Annotated in this window: 22 protein-coding genes; 12 read left to right on the top strand and 10 right to left on the bottom strand. The window is 59.1% G+C overall.

The window, feature by feature from the left end; genetic code table 11:
• Window positions 1–22 precede the first annotated feature (22 nt).
• From AC1M7R_RS11320 to AC1M7R_RS11310, 3 genes are all read left to right on the top strand, one after another.
• Window positions 23–1,150: a GGDEF domain-containing protein gene (locus AC1M7R_RS11320; RefSeq protein ID WP_123595148.1), complete on the top strand. Its 1,128-nt coding sequence runs from the start codon at window positions 23–25 to the stop codon at window positions 1,148–1,150.
• Window positions 1,151–1,545: 395 nt separating this feature from the next.
• Window positions 1,546–1,965, top strand: a complete 420-nt coding sequence (locus tag AC1M7R_RS11315; protein WP_072398308.1) for an organic hydroperoxide resistance protein — start codon at window positions 1,546–1,548, stop codon at window positions 1,963–1,965.
• A 33-nt stretch (window positions 1,966–1,998) separates the two neighbouring features.
• Window positions 1,999–2,445 carry a phage infection protein gene (locus AC1M7R_RS11310; protein ID WP_490610409.1) on the top strand — a complete coding sequence of 149 codons (447 nt, stop codon included), beginning with the start codon at window positions 1,999–2,001 and terminating at the stop codon, window positions 2,443–2,445.
• A gap of 116 nt (window positions 2,446–2,561) precedes the next feature.
• On the opposite strand, the gene AC1M7R_RS11305 is transcribed toward AC1M7R_RS11310, so the two are convergent.
• From AC1M7R_RS11305 to tag, 4 genes are all read right to left on the bottom strand, one after another.
• Complete coding sequence (locus AC1M7R_RS11305) at window positions 2,562–3,350, bottom strand: SDR family NAD(P)-dependent oxidoreductase (RefSeq protein ID WP_072397578.1); 789 nt, start codon at window positions 3,348–3,350, stop codon at window positions 2,562–2,564.
• A gap of 248 nt (window positions 3,351–3,598) precedes the next feature.
• Window positions 3,599–4,324, bottom strand: a complete 726-nt coding sequence (locus AC1M7R_RS11300; protein ID WP_072459076.1) for a hypothetical protein — start codon at window positions 4,322–4,324, stop codon at window positions 3,599–3,601.
• Between the two features lie 341 nt (window positions 4,325–4,665).
• Entirely contained in the window at window positions 4,666–5,553 is an 888-nt protein-coding gene (locus AC1M7R_RS11295) for a lysophospholipid acyltransferase (protein WP_072397575.1), read from the bottom strand.
• A 43-nt stretch (window positions 5,554–5,596) separates the two neighbouring features.
• Window positions 5,597–6,154 (bottom strand): DNA-3-methyladenine glycosylase I, encoded by a 558-nt coding sequence (gene tag, locus AC1M7R_RS11290; RefSeq protein ID WP_103894707.1) that lies wholly within the window; start codon window positions 6,152–6,154, stop codon window positions 5,597–5,599.
• Between the two features lie 81 nt (window positions 6,155–6,235).
• Here tag and glyQ point away from each other — a divergent pair, with 81 nt between their 5' ends.
• From glyQ to AC1M7R_RS11270, 4 genes are all read left to right on the top strand, one after another.
• Entirely contained in the window at window positions 6,236–7,189 is a 954-nt protein-coding gene (gene glyQ / locus AC1M7R_RS11285) for a glycine--tRNA ligase subunit alpha (RefSeq protein ID WP_053253611.1), read from the top strand.
• Entirely contained in the window at window positions 7,186–9,237 is a 2,052-nt protein-coding gene (gene glyS, locus AC1M7R_RS11280; RefSeq protein ID WP_271900214.1) for a glycine--tRNA ligase subunit beta, read from the top strand. The genes glyQ and glyS overlap by 4 nt, the downstream gene beginning before the upstream one ends.
• A gap of 10 nt (window positions 9,238–9,247) precedes the next feature.
• On the top strand, window positions 9,248–9,781 hold the full coding sequence (gene gmhB / locus AC1M7R_RS11275) for a D-glycero-beta-D-manno-heptose 1,7-bisphosphate 7-phosphatase (RefSeq protein ID WP_072397560.1): 534 nt from the start codon (window positions 9,248–9,250) through the stop codon (window positions 9,779–9,781).
• 81 nt (window positions 9,782–9,862) lie between these two features.
• The gene (locus AC1M7R_RS11270) at window positions 9,863–10,642 is read left to right on the top strand and encodes a lysophospholipid acyltransferase family protein (RefSeq protein WP_072397558.1); all 780 of its coding nucleotides are present in this window, start codon (window positions 9,863–9,865) and stop codon (window positions 10,640–10,642) included.
• A 118-nt stretch (window positions 10,643–10,760) separates the two neighbouring features.
• Here the strand turns inward: AC1M7R_RS11270 and AC1M7R_RS11265 are convergent, their stop codons facing one another.
• Window positions 10,761–12,302: a sensor histidine kinase gene (locus AC1M7R_RS11265; RefSeq protein ID WP_072397556.1), complete on the bottom strand. Its 1,542-nt coding sequence runs from the start codon at window positions 12,300–12,302 to the stop codon at window positions 10,761–10,763.
• A gap of 246 nt (window positions 12,303–12,548) precedes the next feature.
• On the opposite strand from AC1M7R_RS11265, the gene AC1M7R_RS11260 reads away from it, so the two are divergent.
• A complete protein-coding gene (locus tag AC1M7R_RS11260) occupies window positions 12,549–13,283 on the top strand; it encodes a response regulator transcription factor (RefSeq protein ID WP_072397591.1) in 735 nt (244 codons plus the stop codon).
• A 77-nt stretch (window positions 13,284–13,360) separates the two neighbouring features.
• On the opposite strand, the gene gabP is transcribed toward AC1M7R_RS11260, so the two are convergent.
• The 5 genes from gabP to dnaA form a co-directional block, all read right to left on the bottom strand.
• A complete protein-coding gene (gene gabP / locus AC1M7R_RS11255) occupies window positions 13,361–14,755 on the bottom strand; it encodes a GABA permease (protein WP_490610408.1) in 1,395 nt (464 codons plus the stop codon).
• 307 nt (window positions 14,756–15,062) lie between these two features.
• Window positions 15,063–17,480: a DNA topoisomerase (ATP-hydrolyzing) subunit B gene (gene gyrB / locus AC1M7R_RS11250; RefSeq protein ID WP_072397589.1), complete on the bottom strand. Its 2,418-nt coding sequence runs from the start codon at window positions 17,478–17,480 to the stop codon at window positions 15,063–15,065.
• 5 nt (window positions 17,481–17,485) lie between these two features.
• On the bottom strand, window positions 17,486–18,589 hold the full coding sequence (gene recF, locus AC1M7R_RS11245; RefSeq protein ID WP_072397553.1) for a DNA replication/repair protein RecF: 1,104 nt from the start codon (window positions 18,587–18,589) through the stop codon (window positions 17,486–17,488).
• A 51-nt stretch (window positions 18,590–18,640) separates the two neighbouring features.
• Window positions 18,641–19,744 (bottom strand): DNA polymerase III subunit beta, encoded by a 1,104-nt coding sequence (dnaN, locus tag AC1M7R_RS11240; RefSeq protein ID WP_072397551.1) that lies wholly within the window; start codon window positions 19,742–19,744, stop codon window positions 18,641–18,643.
• A 39-nt stretch (window positions 19,745–19,783) separates the two neighbouring features.
• Window positions 19,784–21,307, bottom strand: a complete 1,524-nt coding sequence (gene dnaA / locus AC1M7R_RS11235; RefSeq protein WP_072459073.1) for a chromosomal replication initiator protein DnaA — start codon at window positions 21,305–21,307, stop codon at window positions 19,784–19,786.
• Window positions 21,308–21,871: 564 nt separating this feature from the next.
• On the opposite strand from dnaA, the gene rpmH reads away from it, so the two are divergent.
• From rpmH to yidC, 4 genes are read left to right on the top strand one after another with little or no spacing between them, the layout of a single operon-like run.
• Window positions 21,872–22,006 carry a 50S ribosomal protein L34 gene (gene rpmH / locus AC1M7R_RS11230; RefSeq protein ID WP_003213577.1) on the top strand — a complete coding sequence of 45 codons (135 nt, stop codon included), beginning with the start codon at window positions 21,872–21,874 and terminating at the stop codon, window positions 22,004–22,006.
• Between the two features lie 16 nt (window positions 22,007–22,022).
• Window positions 22,023–22,424 (top strand): ribonuclease P protein component, encoded by a 402-nt coding sequence (gene rnpA, locus AC1M7R_RS11225; protein WP_197685723.1) that lies wholly within the window; start codon window positions 22,023–22,025, stop codon window positions 22,422–22,424.
• Window positions 22,417–22,662 carry a membrane protein insertion efficiency factor YidD gene (gene yidD, locus AC1M7R_RS11220; protein ID WP_072397545.1) on the top strand — a complete coding sequence of 82 codons (246 nt, stop codon included), beginning with the start codon at window positions 22,417–22,419 and terminating at the stop codon, window positions 22,660–22,662. Before rnpA ends, yidD begins: the two co-directional genes overlap by 8 nt.
• A 2-nt stretch (window positions 22,663–22,664) precedes the next feature.
• On the top strand, window positions 22,665–24,347 hold the full coding sequence (yidC, locus tag AC1M7R_RS11215; RefSeq protein WP_072397543.1) for a membrane protein insertase YidC: 1,683 nt from the start codon (window positions 22,665–22,667) through the stop codon (window positions 24,345–24,347).
• The last annotated feature ends 62 nt before the right edge of the window (window positions 24,348–24,409 follow it).

Here is a 24,409-nt window from a genome sequence, read left to right as displayed (position 1 = left end):
GCATCACGATCAGGTGGATCACATGCATGGCCAAGGATCTCGGAATGATCAGGATTTTTTCATAGCCGAGCAGGTGCGAACCGACCGACTGCAGCAACTGTTTCGCCAATCGATCACGGCGGTATTTGGTAGCTATCTCGCGGCCGTCATGTTGTGTTGGCTGTGCTGGGACCGCTTTGAACACAGCGTCGTCCTTGTGTGGCTAGCCTTACTGACGGGATCGACGCTTTTACGCATCGCGTTGTTCGTTGCCTATGTCCGCAGCGATGAAAGCAAGCGCACACCTCAACGCTGGGAGCGCAAGTACTGGATCACGTTGGTGTTGTCCGCCAGCATCTGGGGGGGAGGTGCCCTGGCGGTCATGCCGGCGGACGATCTTCTGTCCCAGGCACTGGTCATGCTTTTTACTGTGGGGATGTCCGTCAGCGCGGTGTCCTGCTACTCGGCCTACCGCGATATGACGCTCGTCTCCATTGGCCTGGTCCTGTTGCCCTGCACCGCCTGGCTGCTGTTGCAACCATCGCAGCTTCAGGTCGGCATGGCGTTCTGCATCCTGGTGTTCGCGGCGTTCGTAGCCCGCGCAACACACAAAATGTCCCAGGCACTGGAAACCGCCTTCAGGCTCACCCGTGAAATGGAGCAGGCTAACAGCATTTCAACCCGTGCCGCGCAAACCGATGAACTGACCGGCCTCAAAAGCCGGCGCGCTTTCTTCGAACATGCCCAGCAGCTCTATAACGAGTGCAGAACCAATCGGTTGGAACTGTGTGCCGTCATGTTGGACATGGATCATTTCAAGCACATCAACGACACCTACGGCCATCAAGTGGGCGACCAGGTTCTGCGGCAGATGGGCATGGTCATCAATTCATCCTTTCGCGCCACGGATATCCACGGCCGGTTAGGCGGAGAAGAATTTGCCATTCTGCTTCCCAACACCTCGATCGAGGTCGCAACCGAGATTGCCGAAGAGCTTATCCAGACCATCGGCGGATTGATGATCGAGCCCGTCAACTGCGTGACGGCCAGCCTTGGCGTGGCGTCCACGCAGGCGGGACACAAGGATCTGCATGGCCTGATGAATAACGCTGACCAGGCGCTGTATAGGGCCAAGGCGTTGGGGCGCAATCAAGTCGCGGTTGCCCGATAGCGCGGCTCCTGGTTGAACATATCCTCCTTGGTGGCCGTCTTTGCGACAAGCAGATATCCAGCTGGATTCGATGCGGTTTCCAGACTTGTCGACGCAGCTCGCTTCGCCCTGTAGCCATCGCCCGCCTTTGACTTTCCCTCTCTGCGAAAGCCTGTGTTGCTTGGCTGATCCCCTCATGCCTTGCGCGTCCCCGGCTGAGGCGGGGAGATATCTCGCAGATAAGGAAATAAATTTCCTTATCTATCAATCTCTTAGCAATAAAGCAGAGAATTTTTAAAAAATTATCTTGCGCACAAAGTATTTGAGCGTTAACTTTATCTCAACTGGTTAGCGCACAAACATTTGGCGCATACCAAACTAAGACTCGATCAGCCCATTCAGCAAGAGGAAACATCATGAACGTTCTCTATACCGCAGTCGCAACCTCCACCGGTGGCCGTGATGGCCGTGCTGTTTCCAGCGACAAGATTCTCGACGTGAAACTGGCCACCCCAAAAGCCCTAGGCGGTACCGGTGGTGAAGCCACCAACCCTGAGCAACTGTTCGCAGCCGGCTACTCGGCCTGCTTCATCGGCGCACTGAAGTTTGTCGCCAGCCAGAGCAAACGCAGCATTCCTGCCGATGCCTCGATCACCGCACACGTCGGCATCGGCCAGATCCCTGGCGGTTTCGGTCTGGACATCGACCTGCACATCAACCTGCCAGGTCTGGATCAAGCCGATGCCCAAGCGCTGGTCGACGCGGCTCACCAGGTTTGCCCGTACTCCAACGCGACTCGCGGCAACGTCGACGTCCGCTTGCACGTCACCGTCTAACTCACTTCATCTACGAATAAAAAGGATCAGGACATGAACACTTTCCGCAAAACGCTCGTTGGCTCGCTTCTGGCTCTGTCCCTCGGCAACGCGTTCGCAACTTCTTTTGTTCAACCTGCGTTCGCTGAGGGTGGTTCGGATCGACTGATCGAAAACCGTGTAGCCGAAGGCGGCTCGGACCGACTCATCGAAAACCGGGTAGCCGAAGGTGGCTCGGATCGACTGATCGAAAATCGTGTGGCCGAAGGCGGCTCGGACCGACTCATCGAAAACCGCGTGGCCGAAGGCGGCTCGGATCGACTCATCGAAAACCGCGTGGCCGAAGGCGGCTCGGATCGACTCATCGAAAACCGCGTGGCCGAAGGCGGCTCGGATCGACTCATCGAAAACCGCGTGGCCGAAGGCGGCTCGGATCGACTCATCGAAAACCGTGTGGCCGAAGGTGGCTCGGATCGACGGATGGAAAACAGAGTGGGCTGAAAAAACCCTTCACCACTTCAAAGCCGGTCGAATCACCCCATGTTGCTTCCAAAACAAAAGACGCCGCTTATCTCTCACGAGGAAGCGGCGTTTTTTTGCAACGTGTCATAGGCATCCTAAACGATGCTATCCACCACACCACCATCGACACGCAGCGCCGCTCCAGTGGTGGCCGAGGCCTGCTCCGAACTGGCATAGATAATCATGTTGGCAACCTCCTCGACGCGTGCCGCGCGCTGGATGATCGAGGTGCTGCGGTGCTGGTTGACGAAGTCTGCCGCGACCTTTTCCAGGCTTTCCCCAGTGCGCTCGACGTCTGCCTTGAGCATCTGGGCAACCCCTTCGGAAAGCGTCGGCCCGGGCAATACCGAGTTCACCGTCACGCCCGTACCAGCGAGGCGCTTGGCCAGGCCGCGAGCGATGGACAGTTGGGCGGTCTTGGTGAAGCCGTAGTGGATCATGTCGGCAGGAATGTTCACGCCCGATTCCGACGAGACAAACACGATCCGTCCCCAACCACGCTCGACCATGCCCTGCGCGTAGGCCCTGGAAACACGCACACCCGACATGACGTTGGTTTCGAAGAAGCGTTGCCATTCGCTGTCCGGCGTTTCGAAAAAATCTTCCTGTTTGAAGATGCCCAGGTTGTTGATGACGATATCGAAGCTGGGGTGCTTGGCTATCAGTGCCTGGCAGCCCGTCGAGTTGCTGAGATCGCCCACAAAGCCGGTCGCCCTTGAGGCAAGCGCGCCCAAGCGCTGCAGCGCGTCCGCCACGCTGCTCTCGCTTCGACCGTTGATGACCACGTGAGCACCGGCTTCGAGAAAGCCTTTGGCGGTAGCGAAACCGATACCGCTGGTGGATCCGGTGACCAGGACCTGACGTCCGGTGAAATCGATGTTCATGAGGGGGACTCCTTGATTAATGAACCAGAGGAAGTGCGATATTTCTGACTGGACGGTAGTCCGACGGATTTGCAGATGGCTTTGCCATTCCAACGTCGCCGATATCGCAGGTCCTTAATCATGGACACGATTGAGGCTTTGCGCCTCCTCTTGGTCAATCAACCATCAGGAAGCCGGCCGCACCGCCAGTTCATAGTCGGTCCTGGGGGAGCAAGCGTCCTCGCCACGAGACTCGGTAGACCCGGCTTTCAGGCCTGCGCGCTGAATCGCTGCGCAGCACGCCGTTCAAGCATCGCGGCTTCCGTTTCTTGGGTCGCCAGTTCGCCTTTGTGCGCCAGTTGGTTGAAAAACAGCCCGTCCGAAAATTCCTGGGGCGGCACCGAGCCGGCGCGCTTGAGCAGCGGTGCCAGGTCGATGGTGCTGGCGAAGTTTTCCTTGGTCAGATTGTAGCGGCCCAGGTAGCTGCCAGACCAAGGCGAGTCGGCATCCACCATGTCGATGGAGGCGTCGCGCAAGGCGCTGGCTGCGGCTTTCAAATCAGTGGATTCATTGAGCAGATCGGTGAGGCGCTGGGTCTGCGAGGTGCTGAGCTGCCCGGCGGTGTTGAGCACTTTCAACTTGCCATCGGCCTCGACGGTGAAGCCGTATTTCTTGCTGGCCAGATCCGGGTCGGTTGCCGACAGCGTTGACTGGAATGCCTCGAAGGAGGTTTTCAAGGTGTTTTTCGCGCTCTCGGTGATCGCGACATAGCGAGGAAAATCTGGCGATTGGGATCGACCGACCCAGGTGGTAATGGCCACCAGTGGTTGCTCCACGGTCTGGGTTTCTTCACTGGGGTGGTAGATGGCTGCTGGGCCAGCGCTTGCCAGTTCCTTTACAGAGCCTGTTGGAGGATGAGTGACCAACTTCTGATCGGAGCGGGTGAGGTGGGTGTTGGGGGGTGCAATAGAGGCAGCGCTAAGAGAGAGTTCCATTTCATCGGTCCATGATTGGCGGATACATCGGGTTATCGACAGCCGCGGACCGAGCTTTAGGAAGTGAGAGGACATGGGGTGAGGTCAATTAGTCATGTGGCGGCTGTTAGGGCGCTATCGCGAGCAAGCTCGCTCCCACAGGAATTCATGATGGGCGCAATGTCTGTAAACAGCCCGGAAAAAACGGTGGAAGCGAGCTTGCTCGCGATAGCGTTGGGCCTGCTTGCATCGATGTTGAGTGTGCCGCCGTCGTCGCGAGCAAGGGCTCCCACATAGGGACTTGGGTGTTCACAGATCCTGCATTCACCACCAGATCCCCGCTTATATGAAGCAACAGATCTTCAATACCACCGCGCCTCACCCGGCGGGCGCTTCTTGAAGCGTTTCATGCTCCACATGTACTGGCTGGGATAGGCCCGTACGTAGCGTTCCACCACCTGGCTCATGGCCGCGCAGGCGGTTTCGGTGTCGGTGCTGTACATGGCTTCGGGCGCGGCTTCGAGGATAACCTTGTAGCCGGAGCCGTCCGGCAGGCGCAGGGCGTGGAGGAAGACGCCGACCGCCTTGCCGCCGGCGAGCATGTTCGGTACGAACTTGCTGGTCAGGGCCTGAGTGGCGAAGAAGGGCACGAAGATGCCAGCGGATTCGGCCGGTTCCGGGTCGGCGGGGATGCCCACCTGGCCGCCCTTGCGCACTTCCTTGATGACACTGAGGATGCCTTCCTTGGTGGACGCCGCGACTTTGTTGCCCAACTGCACCCGCTGCTTCTGCAGCAGTTCATCCACCGCCTTGAGCTTGGGCGGCCGATAGAAAATGATCGGTTTGCACTGGCTGCAATAGAAGTGGTTGAGCACCTCCCAGTTGCCCAGGTGGCTGGTGATGCCCACCACGCCCTTGCCCGAGGCCAGCGCCTCCTTCAACACCTCCAGGCCCTCGACTTCGCGCACCAGTTCGATGGAACGCTGGGCCGGCCAGATCCAGGCGCAGGCACTTTCGGTCAAGGATTTGCCGATGTCCTTGAGGCTCTGGCCCACCAGGCGTTCGCGCTCGGCCGGGTCCATCTCGGGAAAGCACTTGGCGAGGTTGATCCGCACCACGTCGCGGGAGCGATTGGGAAATTTCCACATGAGCCAGCCAATGGCAGAGCCCACCGCCTGCACCGCCCGCCAAGGCAGCAGCGCAAACAACCGCAGAGCGCCGACCAGCAAGGCGCCTTTCAACTTATCCACAGGTCACTCCTGAATTCTTCGGTCGTGTTGCGAGCCGGCTATTCTAACCACCGTTTGCCAGCTCAGCGTAGCGGTCGCAATCCCTTGTGTGGTCCATCACCATGCCCGAGGCCTGCATGAAGGCGTAGCAAATGGTGGGGCCGACGAACGTGAAGCCGGCTTTTTTCAGACCCTTGCTCATTTCGATGGCCTGGGGGGTGATGGCCGGTACTTCGGTGCGGTCCCTGAAGTGGTTGATGACGGGTTTATCACCCACGAACGACCACAGGAACTCCACCGGGTCTTCCAGCGCCAACCAGGCCTGGGCATTGCGACGGGCGGCCTTGAGCTTGAGGCGGTTGCGGATGATGCCAGGGTCGAGCATCAGATCATCGATTTCGGCATCGCTCATCTGCGCCACCCGCTGCACATCGAAGCCATAGAGCACCTTGCGGTAATGTTCACGCTTGCGCAGCACGGTGATCCAGGACAACCCGGCCTGGAACCCTTCGAGCAAAAGCAACTCGAACAAACCCTGCGCATCGCGCAGCGGCGTCCCCCACTCCTGATCGTGATAAGCCATGTACAACGGATCGTCAGAACACCAAAAGCAGCGTGGCATAAGGCTCCAGGGGGCGTGCGCACGAACGAATCGGGTATACTCCCGCTCTTTAAATCGCAGCCCAAGAAACAGGTGAATTTCGTGAGCCAGCCTACGCCAGCCGTGCGTACCTTCCAAGACTTGATCCTCGCCCTCCAGCAATACTGGGCCGAGCAAGGTTGCGTGGTACTTCAGCCCTACGATATGGAAGTAGGCGCCGGCACTTTCCACACTGCCACGTTCCTGCGTGCCATCGGCCCGGAAACCTGGAACGCCGCCTACGTACAGCCCAGCCGCCGCCCGACTGACGGCCGCTACGGTGAGAACCCGAACCGCCTGCAGCATTACTATCAGTTCCAGGTGGTCCTGAAGCCCAACCCGGACAATTTCCAGGAGCTGTACCTGGGATCGCTCAAGCACGTGGGCCTCGACCCGTTGGTGCATGACATCCGTTTCGTCGAAGACAACTGGGAGTCGCCGACCCTGGGCGCCTGGGGCCTGGGCTGGGAGGTCTGGCTCAACGGCATGGAAGTGACCCAATTCACCTACTTCCAGCAGGCGGGCGGCATCGAGTGCTACCCGGTGACCGGCGAAATCACTTACGGTCTGGAACGCCTGGCCATGTACCTGCAAGGCGTGGATTCGGTCTACGACCTGGTGTGGGCCGACGGTCCGTTCGGCAAGGTGACCTACGGCGACGTGTTCCACCAGAACGAAGTGGAGCAGTCGACCTACAACTTCGAACACGCCAATGTCGAGAAGCTGTTCGAACTGTTCGATTTCTATGAAAGCGAGGCCAAGCGCCTGATCGAGCTGGACCAGCCGTTGCCGTTGCCGAGCTATGAAATGGTGTTGAAGGCCTCCCATACCTTCAACCTGCTGGACGCACGCCGGGCGATTTCGGTGACCGCGCGTCAGCAATACATCCTGCGTGTGCGCACCCTGGCGCGTTCCGTCGCGCAAGCCTACCTGATGGCCCGTGCCAAGCTGGGCTTCCCGATGGCGACCCCGGACCTGCGTGATGAAGTGTTGGCTAAGCTGGAGGCTGCACAATGAGTGCTCAAGATTTTCTGGTTGAACTGGGCACCGAAGAACTGCCACCCAAAGCCCTGAATACCCTGGCCGATGCGTTCCTGGCCGGTATCGACAAAGGCCTGCAAGCCGCCGGACTGAACTTCGAGACCAAGCACGTCTACGCCGCGCCGCGTCGTCTGGCCGTGCTGATCACCGGCCTGGCGACCCAGCAGCCGGATCGCAGCATCAACCTCGACGGCCCGCCACGCCAGGCCGCATTCGATGCAGACGGCAACCCGACCCAGGCTGCCCTGGGCTTCGCCAAGAAGTGCGGCGTGGACCTGAGCGAAATCGACCAGAACGGTCCGAAGCTGCGCTACAGCCAGAGCATCAAGGGCAAGCCGACCGCCAGCCTGCTGCCGACCATCGTCGAAGACTCCCTCAATGACTTGCCGATCCCCAAGCGCATGCGCTGGGCCGCGCGCAAGGAAGAGTTCGTGCGTCCGACCCAATGGCTGGTGATGCTGCTCGGTGACCAGGTCATCGACTGCACCATCCTGGCCCAGAAGGCCGGTCGCGATTCCCGCGGCCATCGTTTCCACCATCCACAGAGCGTGCGCATCACTTCGCCGGCCAACTACCTGGCCGACCTGCGTGCCGCCTATGTGCTGGCCGATGCCAACGAGCGTCGCGAGCTGATCAGCAAGCGCACCGAAGAGCTGGCGACCCGCCAGGAAGGCACCGCCATCGTGCCGCCGGACCTGCTGGACGAAGTGACTGCCCTGGTGGAATGGCCAGTGCCGCTGGTGTGCTCGTTCGAGGAACGTTTCCTGGAAGTGCCGCAGGAAGCGCTGATCACCACCATGCAGGACAACCAGAAGTACTTCTGCCTGCTGGACGCCGAAGGCAAGTTGCTGCCGCGCTTCATCACGGTCGCCAACATCGAGAGCAAGGACCCGCAGCAGATCGTCGCAGGTAACGAAAAAGTCGTTCGCCCGCGCCTGACCGATGCCGAGTTCTTCTTCAAGCAAGACAAGAAGCAGCCGCTGGAAAGTTTCAACGAGCGCCTGCAGAACGTGGTGTTCCAGGAAAAACTCGGCAGCGTCTACGACAAGGCCGAGCGGGTTTCGAAGCTGGCCGCGTTCATCGCTCCGCGTATCGGCGGCGATGCCCAGCGCGCAGCCCGCGCCGGCATCCTGTCCAAGTGCGACCTGTCCACCGAGATGGTCGGTGAGTTCCCGGAGATGCAAGGCGTCGCCGGCTACTACTACGCCCTCAACGACGGCGAGCCACAAGACGTTGCCCTGGCCCTGAACGAGCAATACATGCCTCGCGGTGCCGGTGCTGAACTGCCGACTACCCTGACCGGCGCGGCCGTGGCCATCGCCGACAAACTCGACACCCTGGTCGGCATCTTCGGCATCGGCATGCTGCCCACCGGCAGCAAGGACCCGTATGCCCTGCGTCGTGCGGCACTGGGGGTGTTGCGTATCCTGATCGAGAAGCAACTGGACCTGAACCTGAACGACGCCGTGGCCTTCGCCGTCAACGCGTTCGGCAGCAAGGTCAAGTCTGCCGGCCTGGCCGATGCGGTGCTGGAATTCATCTTCGACCGCCTGCGTGCGCGTTATGAGGACGAAGGCGTCGATGTGGCGACCTACCTGTCGGTGCGAGCCCTCAAGCCAGGTTCCGCACTGGACTTCGACCAGCGCGTACAAGCCGTACAGGCCTTCCGCAAACTGCCGGAAGCCGCTGCGCTGGCCGCTGTGAACAAGCGCGTGTCGAACCTGCTGTCCAAGGCCGAGCCGACGGTCAATGCGCCTGAAGCCCGCTACTTCGATAACGCCGTGGAATTTTCGCTCAACTCGGCGATTCAACAGGCCTATGCGTCGGTGCAACCGCTGATGGAAAAACGCGAATACGCCGAAGCGCTGGCGCGCCTGGCGGCATTGCGCGAGCCTGTCGATGCGTTCTTTGACGCCGTGATGGTGAATGCGGACAACGAAGACGTGCGCAGGAACCGCTATGCATTGCTGGCCCGCCTGCGCGGGCTGTTCCTCAACATCGCCGATATTTCCGTGCTGGGTTGAGGAGCCGCTGTTGAAACTGCTGATTCTCGATCGGGATGGGGTGATCAATCACGACTCCGACGCTTACATCAAATCGGTGGAGGAGTGGTTGCCGATCCCCGGCTCGATCGAAGCCATCGCGCAGTTGAGCAAGGCCGGCTGGACGGTGGCGGTCGCCACCAACCAGTCGGGCATTGCCCGCGGTTATTATGACCTCGCGGTACTGCATGCCATGCATGAGCGCTTGCGCGACCTGGTGGCCGGGCAGGGCGGCGAAGTCGGCCTGATCGTCTACTGCCCCCACGGGCCGGATGACGGTTGCGATTGCCGCAAGCCCAAGCCAGGCATGCTCAAGGCCATAGCAGCGCATTACGACGTGCCGCTTGCGGGCGTGTGGTTCGTTGGCGACAGCCTCGGTGACCTGGAGGCGGCCAAGGCCGTCGATTGTCAGCCAGTTTTGGTAAAGACCGGGAAAGGCGAAAAGACTCTGGGCAAGACCCTACCGGTGGGCACTTTGATTTTTGACGATTTGGCGGCGATTGCCGCTGAACTTATCCACAACTAGGGCTCCCAAGACATCCTGATCAAGGATTGTTCGGGAAGCGCTTGAACAGGCGGGCACCGCCCCGCAACGGTAAATGCCGCCATGTCGATATTGCAGGCCATCAGAACCTTTCTCTTTTACCTGCTACTGGGCACCAGCTCCCTGCTGTGGTGCACCCTGAGTTTCTTTATCGCGCCGTTCATGTCGTTCCGGGCGCGCTACCGTTTCATCAATGTGTACTGGTGCCGCTGCGCGCTGTGGCTGAGCAAGGTATTCCTGGGCATCCGCTACGAAGTGAAGGGTGCCGAGAACGTGCCTGACAGGCCCTGTGTGATCCAGTCCAACCACCAGAGCACTTGGGAAACCTTCTTCCTGTCGGCTTATTTCGAGCCGTTGAGCCAGGTACTCAAGCGCGAATTGCTGTTCGTGCCGTTCTTTGGCTGGGCCATGGCGATGCTCCGTCCGATCGCCATCGACCGCGACAATCCCAAGGCCGCGCTCAAGCACGTGGCGAAGAAGGGCGACGAGTTGCTCAAGGACAATGTCTGGGTATTGATCTTCCCTGAAGGCACCCGTGTTCCCTATGGAACCATCGGCAAGTTCTCCCGCGGCGGTACCGCATTGGCGGTCAATGCCAACCTTCCTGTATTGCCGATTGCACACAATGCCGGCAAATTCTGGCCCAAGGCGGGCTGGGTCAGGAAGCCAGGCTTGATCACCGTAGTGATTGGCCCCCCCCTGTACGCCGAAGGTAGCGGGCCTCGGGCTATCGCCGACCTCAACGACCGTGTCCAAGCCTGGAATGAACAGGCACAACGGGAAATGGGTTCACTTCCTCCGGCACCGGCAGCCCCCATTGCTTCGGACCAGATCGCTGTCTGATTTCTGTGGATAAGCTGTGTACCGATTTTTCTGAAAGCCTTTCCAGTTTCATATAACTATTTGTTTTTTATACATATTTCATAAACACATAAAACCTCGGGAAAGGTGCATAAGTTTTTTATAGCACCACCGAAGGTTGTGCCTTTTCAGTGTCTAGCAAGGCCAAACCAAAACTGAACGTCGTGCCTTCACCGACCACACTACGGCATTCGATCTGTCCGCCGTGACGGTCCACAACCGCCTTGACCATGGACAACCCCAGGCCTACGCCGTCTACACCATGAGCCGATGAGAACCGTCGATACTGACTGAACAGATCCGGCAGCTCCCCAGCCTCGATGCCTTTGCCCTGGTCCACGAGATCGCAGGTCAAACGCCCCTCGGCGCAACGAACCCGCACCACGATGCGGGTGGCGGGTGGGCTGTACTTGATGGCGTTCTCCAGTAGATTGAACAAGGCGCGGGTCAACAAGGCCTGGTCGGCACTCACCATCGCTTCTTCGTCGTCGATGTCATGGGCGATCTGGATATGCTTGGCCTGGGCCAGAGGCAGGGCTTGGTCGAGCACGTCCAGGACCAGCATGGCGAACAGTGTCGGTCGGAACTGATAGACCTCCGATTCGGCCCGCGCCAGTTGCACGAAGCCGTCTGTCAACGCCAGGGCACGCCGCACCTGACGTTCGATCTGGTCGAATACAGGATCGGTCGTACCTGCCTGGTGCCGCTGCACGTCGAGCAGCGCCAGGATCGCAGAATGTGGGGCGCGCAGGTCGTGGGACAGGAAACGCAGCATGATATTGCGCTGCTCTTCAGCCTCCCGCTCCGCGCTCAGGTCAGTCAGGCTCAGCAACCAACCCACGGGCACATCACCATCGGCCGGCAACAGGGAGGCCCGTTCCAGGCGCAGGCTGCGGTCCCGGACATCGCGAAACTCCAGCAACGGCAATGTGGATAACCGGTGCGGGCAGCCGGGTACCAACCCCGGATAACCCAGCTGTGCGAGGTGTTCCACCACATCTTCACCGGCCAGGCCATGACCGAAGAGCTCCCGCGCCTTACGGTTACCGAGCAAGACCTTGCCATGGGGATCGCTGATCATGGTCGCCACCGGCAGGTATTCCAGGCCATCGGCTATGAAGCGCCGGGTATCCCGCGTGCGACTCATGGCCTGTTCAAGAGCCATGACCTGGCCTTGCAAGCGATCGCTGCCGGTGTAGGGCGCGCGACGACGCTCCGGGAACACCTTCGGCTCCGCGTCCAGGCGGGCCAGCTCCCAACCGAAATACGCCAGCACGACGCTCAGCCGTCGCCAGTTCCAGATCAGGTAGCCAAACAACATGCCCAGCACACTGGCCAGGGGAGACCACCACCAGCCCTGCGCGCCCAGCACGGCGCTGAGGGTCAGTGCCAGGCCCATTCCACCCACTGTCGTCCATAACGCCAGACGCGGACGCAGGAGCAGCAACCCCAGCACACAGGCCACCAGACACACCGACAACAGTGCAGCAGGCCCGTTGCGTGTCGGTTGGGCGCTGAACGACAACAGAGCCGTCAGGGGCAGCAACAACAGACTTATCCACAACCATTCGCGCACCAATTGTCGAAACAGGCGTTGGGCTTGGGTCGGTTCACGGCTTTCACGGCGGCGCTGATGACTCATAAGGTCCTTGTACGAGCAAAAGGGCAGAAGGGATTGTTCATTTGATAGGCGACGAACCCACGAGCTGGGCAGCTCGAGACTATAGCGGACTCGATAGGCGGCGTGCTGCTGCCTTTCCCTCCACGGCTTGAGCCGGTATTGTCGCAGCCTGCGACAGCAAGCCTCGCCGCTAGCCAGCCAAGGCTGGACCGTTTGGGTGGCCTGCTGATGATGTTCGTTACTTTCGAGATCAAGGAATCGCGTCCCATGCGTGTCGCCATACTGGATGACGAACCGGCCGAGCTGCGCCGGGTGGAGCAGACATTGCAACAGATCCCCGGCCGGGGTGAGCAAGCCTGGACCCTGCACAGTTTCGAGCGCGGCGAAGACCTGCTGCGGCAACTGCGTCGGGAAACCTTCGACCTGTTGATACTCGACTGGCAGTTGCCCGGTATCAGTGGCCTGTCGCTGCTGCGCTGGACACGCGAACACATGGACTCGCCTCCGGCCGCCATCATGCTCACCAGCCGCGACGGCGAGCAGGATATCGTCCAGGCCCTCAATGCCGGCGCCGACGATTACGTGAGCAAACCCTTCCGACCCAACGAGCTCAAGGCCAGGGTCAGCGCCGTGCTACGCCGGCACAACCTGCAACGTGCTCCGGCCAGCGATGTACGAGTCTTCAATGACCTGGCGTTCGACGATGCCGAACTGACGGTCACCCGCGCCGGCGTGCCCATCAACCTGACCGAGCGGGAATACCGACTGGCCCGCTGCCTGTTCGCCAATCTGGGGCGTCCATTGTCCCGGGAATATTTCTACGAACGTTTCTGGACCCACGAGGAAATGACCTCGTCCCGCCCCCTCGACACCCACATCTATCGCCTGCGCAACAAGCTTGGCCTGACGGCTGATCGAGGTTGGCAGTTATTGACTATCTATGGGTATGGGTATCGCCTGGAAAGCGTATCGGCGGACAGCGAAACGTCGGTAGCGAGTTGAGCCAGGCAAGCTCCGCGTCCCGAAAGCGAACGCGGAGCTTGTGTTGAAGCGTCCCACGCGTGGCGTGGGAAGCATGACTAGTTGGCCATCTGCAGTGCTTTGCCAGCCTTCCCGACCCGACGACGCTGCACCAGCAACCCGGACGCGACCACCAGCAGGCTGAGCAGCCCCGTGGCGAGGATCTCCACCCGGTGGGCTTCCTGGAACAGCATGATCGTCAGGGCACCGATGATGAATACGATTACCAGGTACGTCAGGCCCGGGAACACCCACATGCTGAAGGCAATCTTTTCCCCACGAGCCATGCGCTGCTTACGCATGCGCAGCTGCGAGAATGCGATCACCAGGTAAACAAGCAGTGCGATGGCGCCGGAGCTGGCGAGCAGGAATTCGAACACGGCAGCCGGGGCCACGTAGTTGGCGAACACCGCCAGGAAAGCGGCTGCGGTGGACAGCATCACAGCCCAGTAAGGGGTGCCGCTCTTGTTGGTACGCTGGGAAACCGCCGGCGCATCGCCACGCTTGCCCAATGAGAACATCATGCGCGAGGCGGTGTAGAGCGCGGAGTTGAGGCAGCTTGTCACCGCGACCAGCACGACGATATCGACAATCAGCTTGGCATTGGGGATACCCATGCGCTCCAGCACGGTCTGGTAGGAACCCACGCTGGCCAGCAGCGGATCGTTCCATGGCACCAGGGCCACGACGATAAAGATGGAAACCAGGTAGAACAGGCCGATCCGCCAGATCACCGAGTTGGTCGCCTTGGAGATCTGTTGGCCTGGGTTCTTCGACTCAGCGGCCGCGATGGTCACGATCTCGGTGCCCATGAACGAAAACATGGTGGTCAGGATCGCTCCCAGTACCGCGCCCATGCCGTTGGGCAAAAAACCCTGAGTGTCGAATAGATGGGAAACACCGCTGACCTGGCTGCTGGGCAGCCAACCGGAAATTGCCAGGATCCCAAGGACGATGAAACCGATGATCGCCACCACCTTGACCAGGGCAAACCAGAACTCGAATTCACCATAGTTCTTCACACTGAACAGATTGGTGGCCGTCAGCAGCAGGGTGATGACCAGGGTGAACGCCCAGATCGCCACGTCCGGGAACCAGGCGTGCAATATGGTCGCTGCAGCGTTGGCCTCCAACGGGATTACCAGCACCCAGAACCACCAGTAGAGCCAACCGATCGTGAAGCCAGCCCAGCGCCCGATCGCCCGATCAGCGTAAGTGGAAAAGGAACCGGTGTCCGGAGACGCGACCGCCATTTCGCCCAGCATACGCATCACCAACACCACCAGCGCGCCGGCGGCGGCGTAGGCCAACAGCACGGCCGGGCCTGCCGCTGCGATAGCGTGGCCGGAGCCAACGAAAAGGCCGGCGCCGATCACACCAGCGATAGAGAGCATCGTCACATGTCGTGACTTGAGCCCTTGTTCCAGGTTGTTGGAAGTTTGCGTACCGCTCATTGAGACTACCCTTGGTATTTAGATTTATTCATTCCATCTCGGACTGTCGCTTCTTTTGTAAAAATAAAAAAACGACATGTAATTTATTTAACACGCAAGATCTGCGCCAGGCTTCCTGTGGTCCCCGTATTCCGGGGGCCAAGCAGATATTCCAAGTCCTTGAGATTAAAAGCTTTTGCCTGAGGTGTTACTGGGTTACACGCTTTCTGACCCATAGGTCTGGTAGGAAACAGGCTGAACTGGGGGTGTAAAAAAAGGCCAACGCTTGCGCGTTGGCCTTTTTTTTGGAGGGGTGTTCTGCTTGGTATCAGAAGTCCAGGTTGGACACCGCCAGGGCGTTGCTCTCGATGAAGTCACGACGAGGTTCAACCGCATCACCCATCAGGGTGTTGAAGATCTGGTCCGCACCAATGGCGTCTTCGATGGTGACCTTCAGCATCCGACGCGAGCCCGGGTCCATGGTGGTTTCCCACAGCTGATCCGGGTTCATTTCCCCCAGCCCCTTGTATCGCTGGATGGTGTGGCGTTTGGTGCTTTCTGCCATCAACCACTCAAGGGCTTCCTTGAACTCGGTCACGGACTTCTTGCGCTCGCCCCGCTGGATATAGGCACCTTCATCCAGCAGCGTGCTCAACTGTGCACCGAGAGAGACCACAGTCTTGTAGTCGTTGCTGCTGAAGAAGTCGCGGTTGAAGGTGACGTAGTTCGACAGGCCATGGGAAATCAACTCGACTTCCGGCAGCCAGACGTTACGTTCACGGTCTTCGCGCAGGCTGGCCTTGTAGACCAGGCCAGACTTCTCGACAGTGCGCAGGCGGACTTCGTACTGGGCCAGCCAATCCTGCATCGCTGCGTGGTCGGACAGTTGCTCCATGCTGACGGCCGGCAGGTAGATGAAGTGCTCGGTCAACTCCTGTGGGTAAAGTCGCGACAGGCGCTTGAGCGTCTTCATCACCAGGCGGAAGTCGTTGACCAGGCGCTCGAGAGCTTCCCCGGAAATGCCTGGGGCGTCTTCGTTCAGGTGCAGGCTGGCATCTTCCAGGGCCGACTGCGTCATGTATTCTTCCATGGCGTCGTCGTCCTTGATGTACTGCTCCTGCTTGCCTTTCTTGACCTTGTACAGCGGCGGCTGGGCGATGTAGATGTAGCCGCGCTCGATCAGCTCGGGCAACTGACGGAAGAAGAACGTCAGCAGCAGGGTACGGATGTGCGAACCGTCGACGTCAGCATCGGTCATGATGATGATGTTGTGATACCGCAGCTTGTCGATGTTGTACTCTTCACGACCGATGCCGCAGCCCAGGGCGGTGATGAGGGTGCCGACTTCCTGGGACGAGATCATCTTGTCGAAACGTGCCTTCTCGACGTTCAGGATCTTGCCCTTGAGCGGCAGGATGGCCTGGGTCCGGCGGTTACGGCCTTGCTTGGCAGAACCACCGGCGGAGTCACCTTCCACGAGGTACAGCTCGGACAGGGCAGGGTCCTTTTCCTGGCAGTCAGCCAGCTTGCCTGGCAGGCCAGCGATGTCCAGCGCGCCTTTGCGGCGTGTCATCTCGCGGGCCTTGCGCGCGGCCTCACGGGCACGGGCGGCGTCAATCATCTTGCCGACCACCAGCTTGGCTTCGTTCGGGTTCTCCAACAGGAAGTCGGAAAAATACTTGCCCATCTCCTGTTCGACCGCGGTCTTCACTTCGGAAGACACCAGCTTGTCTTTGGTCTGGGAGCTGAACTTCGGATCAGGCACCTTCACCGAAATGATCGCCGTAAGGCCTTCGCGGGCATCGTCACCCGTGGTGGCGACCTTGTGCTTCTTCGCCAGGCCTTCCTGCTCGATGTAGTTGTTCAGGTTACGGGTCAGCGCCGAACGGAAGCCCACCAGGTGAGTACCGCCGTCGCGTTGCGGAATGTTGTTGGTGAAGCACAACAGGTTCTCGTTGAAGCTGTCGTTCCACTGCAGGGCGATTTCCACGCCGATGCCATCTTCACGCTGGACATTGAAGTGGAACACCTGGTTGACCGCGGTCTTGTTGGTGTTCAGGTATTCAACGAACGCACGCAGGCCACCTTCGTACTTGAACAGCTCTTCCTTGCCGCTGCGCTCGTCCTTGAGGACGATGCCGACACCGGAGTTGAGGAAAGACAGTTCACGAATACGCTTGGCCAGGATGTCCCAGCTGAAATGGATGTTCTTGAAGGTTTCGGCCGATGGCTTGAAATGGATCTGGGTACCGGTGGTTTCGCTGTCGCCAACGATTTTCATCGGCTCCTGCGGAACGCCGTGGACATAGGTCTGTTCCCAGATCTTGCCGCTACGGCGAACGGTCAGTACCAGCTCTTCGGACAGCGCGTTCACGACCGAAACACCTACCCCGTGCAGACCGCCGGAGACCTTGTAGGAGTTGTCGTCGAACTTACCGCCGGCGTGTAGCACGGTCATGATGACTTCGGCAGCGGAAACGCCTTCTTCCTTGTGCACATCGACCGGGATGCCACGGCCGTTGTCGCGTACGGTGATCGACTCGTCCGGATGGATGATGACGCTGATGTCGTCACAATGGCCGGCCAGCGCTTCGTCGATGGAGTTGTCGACCACCTCGAACACCATATGGTGCAGACCGCTGCCATCGTCGGTGTCACCAATGTACATACCGGGACGTTTGCGTACGGCATCCAGGCCTTTCAGCACTTTAATGCTCGTTGAGTCGTACGTATTTTCTTCGCTCAATGCCTTCACTCCCGATGGTCGTGGGTCTGGGTGATACGGCCCTGTTCCACGTGGAACAGGGCGACTGGCGTTTCCGTCTGCCAGCCTTCCCTCAATAATTCGTGGTCTACACAGGTGATGAAAACCTGGCAGCGTAAGTCTTCCAGCAAACGGCAAAGCGCTCGACGGTGGGCCTCGTCCAGTTCGGACGGCAAGTCATCCACCAGATAAATACACTGACCGCGACGGGCCTGGCTTACCAGGTGCCCCTGGGCGATACGCAAGGCACACACCACCAACTTCTGCTGCCCCCGGGACAAGATATCCGCGGCGTTATGCGCGCCCAAGCGAAGGCGCAAGTCAGCGCGTTGAGGGCCAGCCTGGGTGTGTCCCATTTGCTGGTCCCGTTGCAGCGAGCCGGCCAGTACGGCGCTCAGTTCCCGGTCCTTGTCCCAGCCTCGGTAATAGCTGAGCGTCAGGCCCTCAAGCTCAACCAGTTCGCTCAAGGTCTGCTCGAAGACCGGTTTCAGGGCTTTGATGTAAGCGCGGCGGTATTCATCGATTTCAGCGCTGGCCTGGCACAGTTCCCTGTCCCAAACCGCTTGCGAAACGGCGTCAAGTGTACCATGTCGCAGCCAAGAGTTTCGCTGGCGCAGCGCCTTCTGCAAGCGCTGCCAGGTTGCCATGAAACGAGGCTCGACATGGAACACCCCCCAGTCGAGGAATTGCCGGCGAATCTTGGGTGCCCCTTCCAGCAGACGGAAGCTGTCGGGGTTGATCAATTGCAACGGCAGGATTTCAGCCAGTTGCGCGGCACTGCGGGCGTTCTGTCCGTCGATGCGAATCTGGAACTCGCCTTGACGGTCCCTTGAAATGCCCAGCGCGCTATGCCCCCCTTCCGCCAGCTCCACCTGCCCGAACACGGTGCAAGCCAACTGATCGTATTGGATAACGGGTGACAGGCGGGTGCTGCGAAACGACCGGGCAAGCCCCAGCAGGTGGACAGCCTCCAGGACACTGGTCTTGCCGCTGCCGTTGGCGCCGTAAAGGATATTGATACGGGGGGAGGGGGCGAAGGTCACCGGGTGCAGATTGCGCACCGCGGTGACCGAGACGCGACTTAAGGACATCCAGTGGCCTGTACGGTTAATTGAGTACTCGAATTAGCCACAGGCCACTAATTACAGACGCATCGGCATGACAACGTAGGCCGAATCGTCGTTGTCGGACTCCTGCAGCAAGGCACTGCTGTTGGAGTCAGACAGGATCAGGCGAACCTGTTCGGTGGTCATTACACCCAGCACGTCGAGCAGATAGCTGACGTTGAAGCCGATTTCCAGGGAACCGCCGTTGTATTCAACGCCGACTTCTTCTTCCGCCTCTTCCTGTTCCGGGTTGTTCGCCTGGATCTTCAGTTGACCGTTGGCCAGTTGCAGACGGATACCACGGTACTTTTCGTTGGAGAGAATGGCAGTACGGCTGAACGCTTCACGCAGCGCCTGACGGTCGCCCAGGACCAGCTTGTCGCCCCCCTTGGGCAGTACGCGCTCATAGTCTGGGAATTTGCCGTCTACCAGTTTCGACGTGAAGGTGAACTCGCCGGTAGTGGCACGGATGTGGTGCTGGCCCAGGACGATGCTGACGTTGCCATCCGGCTCGGTCAGCAGACGCGCCAGTTCCAGGATACCCTTGCGCGGCACGATCACCTGGTGGCGATCCGGCTGACCGATATCGGCCTGCATCGAACACATGGCCAGGCGATGCCCGTCGGTGGCAACGGCACGGATAATGCCGGCAGAGACTTCGAGCAGCATGCCGTTGAGGTAATAACGCACGTCCTGCTGAGCCATCGCGAAGCTGGTGCGCTCGATCAAACGGCGCAGACGGCTCTGCTCGAGACTGCAGGTCAGCGAGCCTGGGCCTTCTTCCACGGTTGGGAAGTCGTTGGCCGGAAGGGTCGAGAGAGTGAAACGGCTGCGACCTGCCTTGACCACGAGTTTCTGGTCGTCGACCTTGATGTCGATCAGCGCATCGTTGGGCAGGCTCTTGCAGATATCCATCAGCTTGCGCGCCGGCACCGTGATGGAGCCCGGATCGGCCGGCTCTTCAAGTTGCACACGACCCACCAGCTCGACTTCCAGGTCGGTACCGGTCAGCGACAGTTGCTGGCCTTCGACAACCAGCAGCACGTTGGAAAGTACCGGCAAGGTCTGGCGGCGTTCGACGACGCCTGCGACCAGTTGCAGGGGTTTCAACAGGGCTTCGCGTTGAATGGTGAAATGCATGGTCTAGTCCCTTGCCTTAATAAGCTGCGCTGGTGGTCATCAAGTGGTCAATGTACGCAGCAGGTTCTTGTAGTCCTCGCGGATGTCCGCGTCGGATTCCTTCAGTTCGTTGATCTTGCGGCAGGCGTGCAACACGGTCGTGTGGTCGCGCCCGCCAAACACATCGCCGATTTCCGGCAGGCTGTGGTTGGTCAGTTCCTTGGACAAGGCCATGGCCACTTGCCGTGGCCGGGCTACCGAACGCGAACGGCGTTTGGAGAGCAGGTCGGAAATCTTGATCTTGTAATACTCAGCAACGGTTCGCTGAATGTTATCCACAGAGACCAGCTTGTCCTGGAGTGCCAACAGATCCTTCAAGGACTCGCGAATCAATTCGATGGTGATATCGCGCCCCATGAAGTGAGAGTGAGCGATAACACGCTTGAGCGCACCCTCGAGCTCACGCACGTTTGAGCGAATACGCTGGGCGATGAAGAACGCCGCATCGTGAGGCAGCTCGACCTTGGCCTGATCGGCCTTTTTCATCAGGATCGCAACCCGGGTTTCCAGCTCAGGCGGCTCGACAGCCACCGTCAGGCCCCAGCCGAAACGCGACTTCAGGCGTTCTTCCAGGCCTTCGATTTCCTTCGGATATCGGTCGCTGGTGAGAATTACCTGTTGCCCGCCTTCGAGCAGGGCATTGAAGGTGTGGAAAAACTCCTCTTGGGAGCGTTCCTTGCGTGCGAAGAACTGAATGTCGTCGATCAGCAAGGCGTCCACCGAACGGTAGAAGCGCTTGAACTCGTTGATCGCATTCAGTTGCAGGGCCTTGACCATGTCCGCCACGAAACGCTCGGAATGCAGGTACACGACCTTTGCATTCGGATTCTTCTTCAACAGATGGTTGCCCACCGCATGCATCAAGTGGGTTTTACCCAGGCCCACGCCACCATAAAGGAACAGGGGGTTGTAGCCATGCTTGGGATTGTCGGCAACCTGCCAGGCCGCGGCACGAGCCAGTTGGTTGGACTTACCCTCGACGAAGTTCTCGAAGGTGAAGGTGCGGTTCAGGTAGCTGGTGTGCTTGAGCGCGCCTTCGACCTGGACGGTGCGCTGCTCTGCGCGTACCGGTGCCTGTTGTGAGCTGGCGCCGGCCATTGGATCGAAGCTGTCTCGGGAAGGCTCTTCGCTGGTTTCGGCGACTTTCTGTGCGCTTCGCTTGCTCGGAGCCGGCGTTGAAGCCGCAGGGGCAGCGTGGACCGGCGCCGGAGCAGCCTGGACCTGGGAAGCCGCGGCAGCCGCCAACGGGGCGTTCGGCGCGGCGCGGGGTGCAGAACTGCGTTTGCTACCTATTAATAAGGACAGCGCTGGTGCCATGCCATTGCCATGCTCGTCGAGCAGTTCCAGGACCCGGCCCAGGTACTTTTCGTTGACCCAGTCGAGGACGAAACGGTTCGGTGCATAGACACGCAACTCGTCGCCTTCGGCTTCGACCTGTAGTGGACGGATCCAAGTGTTGAATTGTTGGGCAGGCAGCTCATCGCGCAAAAGCTCCACGCACTGCTGCCAAAGTTCCACTGACACGGATATCCCCTAAGTTGAAAGCCGGTGAGGCAAAAACAAGCGGCCATTGTAGCGAGCAGACGTTCACTTATCCACACGCAGGTTGATCATCGACCATGATTTATCAAAGCCTTAACCACAAAAAAGGTGACAGGCGGTCGGTGGATAAGCTCTGTGGATAACCACCGTTGAGAGCATGGGACAAGTGCTACCGAAACCCAGTGGATAACCTACCTGTGGATAACCCGCCATTCCGCGCACAGCTTATCCGATAGCGCAGCACAGCCTTACCACCGCTTTCCCGCCTAGTTGTCCTTCTCTGTACATATTGATTCATAAGGGCTCAGGGCAGTTATCCACAGATGGCTGCCAGCGTTGCTTTTATAAGCTCTACAGAAAAGCTTTAAATAATTCCCTTCTTTTTATATCTATGAGCGGGCGCTTTGCGAACCGATTCGTCGACGCGTATCTATTTAAAGGAAACGCTGGTTGGAAATTGACCTAGGGTCTTGCTTTCTCTAGAATCCCCGGTCTCTTAAAACAGGGGCCATTCCGGCCCGTTGTGGACGAACCAGGTAACACGACATGAAACGTACTTTCCAACCAAGCACTATCAAACGCGCTCGTACCCACGGTTTCCGTGCTCGCATGGCTACCAAGAACGGTCGTGCCGTCCTGTCGCGTCGTCGCGCCAAAGGTCGTGCACGTCTGGCAGTTTGATAATCCGGCACTGGAGGTGAGTCAGGACTTCAGTCGGGAAAAGCGTCTGCTTACACCCCGGCATTTCAAGGCAGTCTTTGACTCCCCTACCGGCAAGGTTCCGGGGAAAAATCTCCTGCTCCTTGCGCGCAGCAACGATCTCGATCACCCCCGTTTAGGGCTGGTTATCGGGAAAAAGAGCGTCAAGCTCTCCGTGCAGCGCAATCGCCTCAAACGTCTGATGCGCGAATCGTTTCGCCTGAACCAGGATTCTCTGGTCGGCTGGGACATCGTTATCGTCGCGCGCAAAGGTTTGGGTGACGTAGAAAACCCCGAATTGATTCAGCATTTCGGCAAGCTCTGGAAACGCCTGGCGCGCAACAAGCCAGCTCCGGCGGTCAACACCGAAACTGTAGGGGTAGACAGTCCCGATGCGTAAACTGGCACTCGTTCCGATCCAGTTTTATCGCTACGCCATTAGTCCCCTGATGGCCAGTCACTGTCGTTTCTACCCCAGTTGTTCCTGCTACGCGTACGAAGCCATAGAAAAACATGGCCTTTTGCGCGGTGGCTGGCTGACCTTTCGTCGTTTAGGTCGCTGTCATCCGTGGAATCCCGGTGGCTATGACCCGGTTCCGCCTATCCCTACCTCCCGTTCTTCTTCGATGGCCGAGTAATCATGGATATCAAACGCACGATCCTGATCGTCGCCCTGGCAATCGTGTCTTACGTCATGGTTCTTAAATGGAACCAGGACTATGGCCAGGCTGCCCTGCCGACTCAGAATGTTGCAGCCAGCAATACCGCACCGAGCCTGCCAGACACCGTTTCTGGCAACAACGCTGCCAGCAGTGATGACATTCCGCGCGCGACAAACGATACCAGTGCTCCTGCTGAAGCCCCTGTGGCTGCGAGCAAGGATCTCATCCAGATCAAGACCGACGTGCTGGAACTGGCAATCGATCCACAGGGCGGTGACGTTGCCCAATTGAAGCTGCCGCTCTATCCACGCCGCCAGGATCATCCGGATATCCCGTTCCAGCTGTTCGACAACGGCAACGAGCGGACCTACCTGGCCCAGAGCGGGCTGATTGGTAGCAATGGCCCCGATGCCAACCCGGCGGGTCGCCCGGTCTACTCGGCCGAGAAGAAGACTTACCAACTGGCCGATGGGCAGGATCAACTGGTCGTCGACCTGAAGTTCAGCAAGGACGGCGTCAACTACATCAAGCGCTTCACACTCAAACGTGGCCTGTATGACGTGGTCGTGTCCTATGTGATCGATAACCAGAGCGCGCAGCCCTGGTCCGGCGCTATGTTCGCCCAGCTGAAACGCGACGCCAGTGACGATCCTTCCTCCAGCACGGCCACCGGCACCGCGACTTATCTGGGCGCCGCCCTGTGGACAAGTTCCGAGCCCTACAAGAAAGTGTCCATGAAAGACATGGACAAGGCTCAGCTCAAGGAAACCGTTCAAGGTGGCTGGGTGGCCTGGCTGCAGCACTACTTCGTGACGGCCTGGATTCCGCAGAAGGGCGAAACCAATGTCGTCCAGACTCGTAAGGACAGCAAAGGCAACTACATCGTCGGCTACACCGGCCCGGCGTTGACCGTGGCCCCAGGCGCCAAGGCCGAGACCAGCGCCATTCTGTATGCCGGCCCGAAAAGCCAGGCTGTGTTGAAAGAGTTGTCCCCAGGTCTGGAACTCACTGTCGACTACGGTTTCCTGTGGTTCATTGCGCAACCGATCTTCTGGCTGCTGCAACATATCCACAGCATTGTTGGTAACTGGGGTTGGTCGATCATTTTCCTGACCATGCTGATCAAGGGCATCTTCTTCCCATTGTCGGCAGCCAGCTACAAATCCATGGCCCGCATGCGCGCCGTGGCACCGAAGCTCGCTGCCTTGAAAGAACAACATGGCGATGACCGGCAGAAAATGTCCCAGGCCATGATGGAGTTGTACAAGAAAGAGAAGATCAACCCCCTGGGTGGTTGCTTGCCGATTCTCGTACAAATGCCCGTATTCCTGGCGCTCTACTGGGTTCTGCTGGAAAGCGTGGAGATGCGTCAGGCACCGTTCATGCTGTGGATAACCGACCTGTCGATCAAGGATCCGTTCTTCATCCTGCCGATCATCATGGGCGCGACCATGTTCATCCAGCAGCAGTTGAACCCGACGCCTCCGGATCCAATGCAGGCGAAGGTCATGAAAATGATGCCGATCATCTTCACCTTCTTCTTCTTGTGGTTCCCGGCCGGTCTGGTGCTGTACTGGGTTGTGAACAACGTGCTGTCCATTACTCAGCAGTGGTACATCACGCGTAAGATCGAAGCGGCTACGAAAAAAGCCGAGGCGTAACTTGCACTGTGGATAACCACACAAAACGCCCCCTAGTGGGGCGTTTTGCTATCTGCCACTTT

This window comes from Pseudomonas sp. MS01C9, from assembly GCF_058202755.1.
Note: the sequence above shows the minus strand (reverse complement) of the source record. Positions and strands in the feature narration are given on the sequence as shown.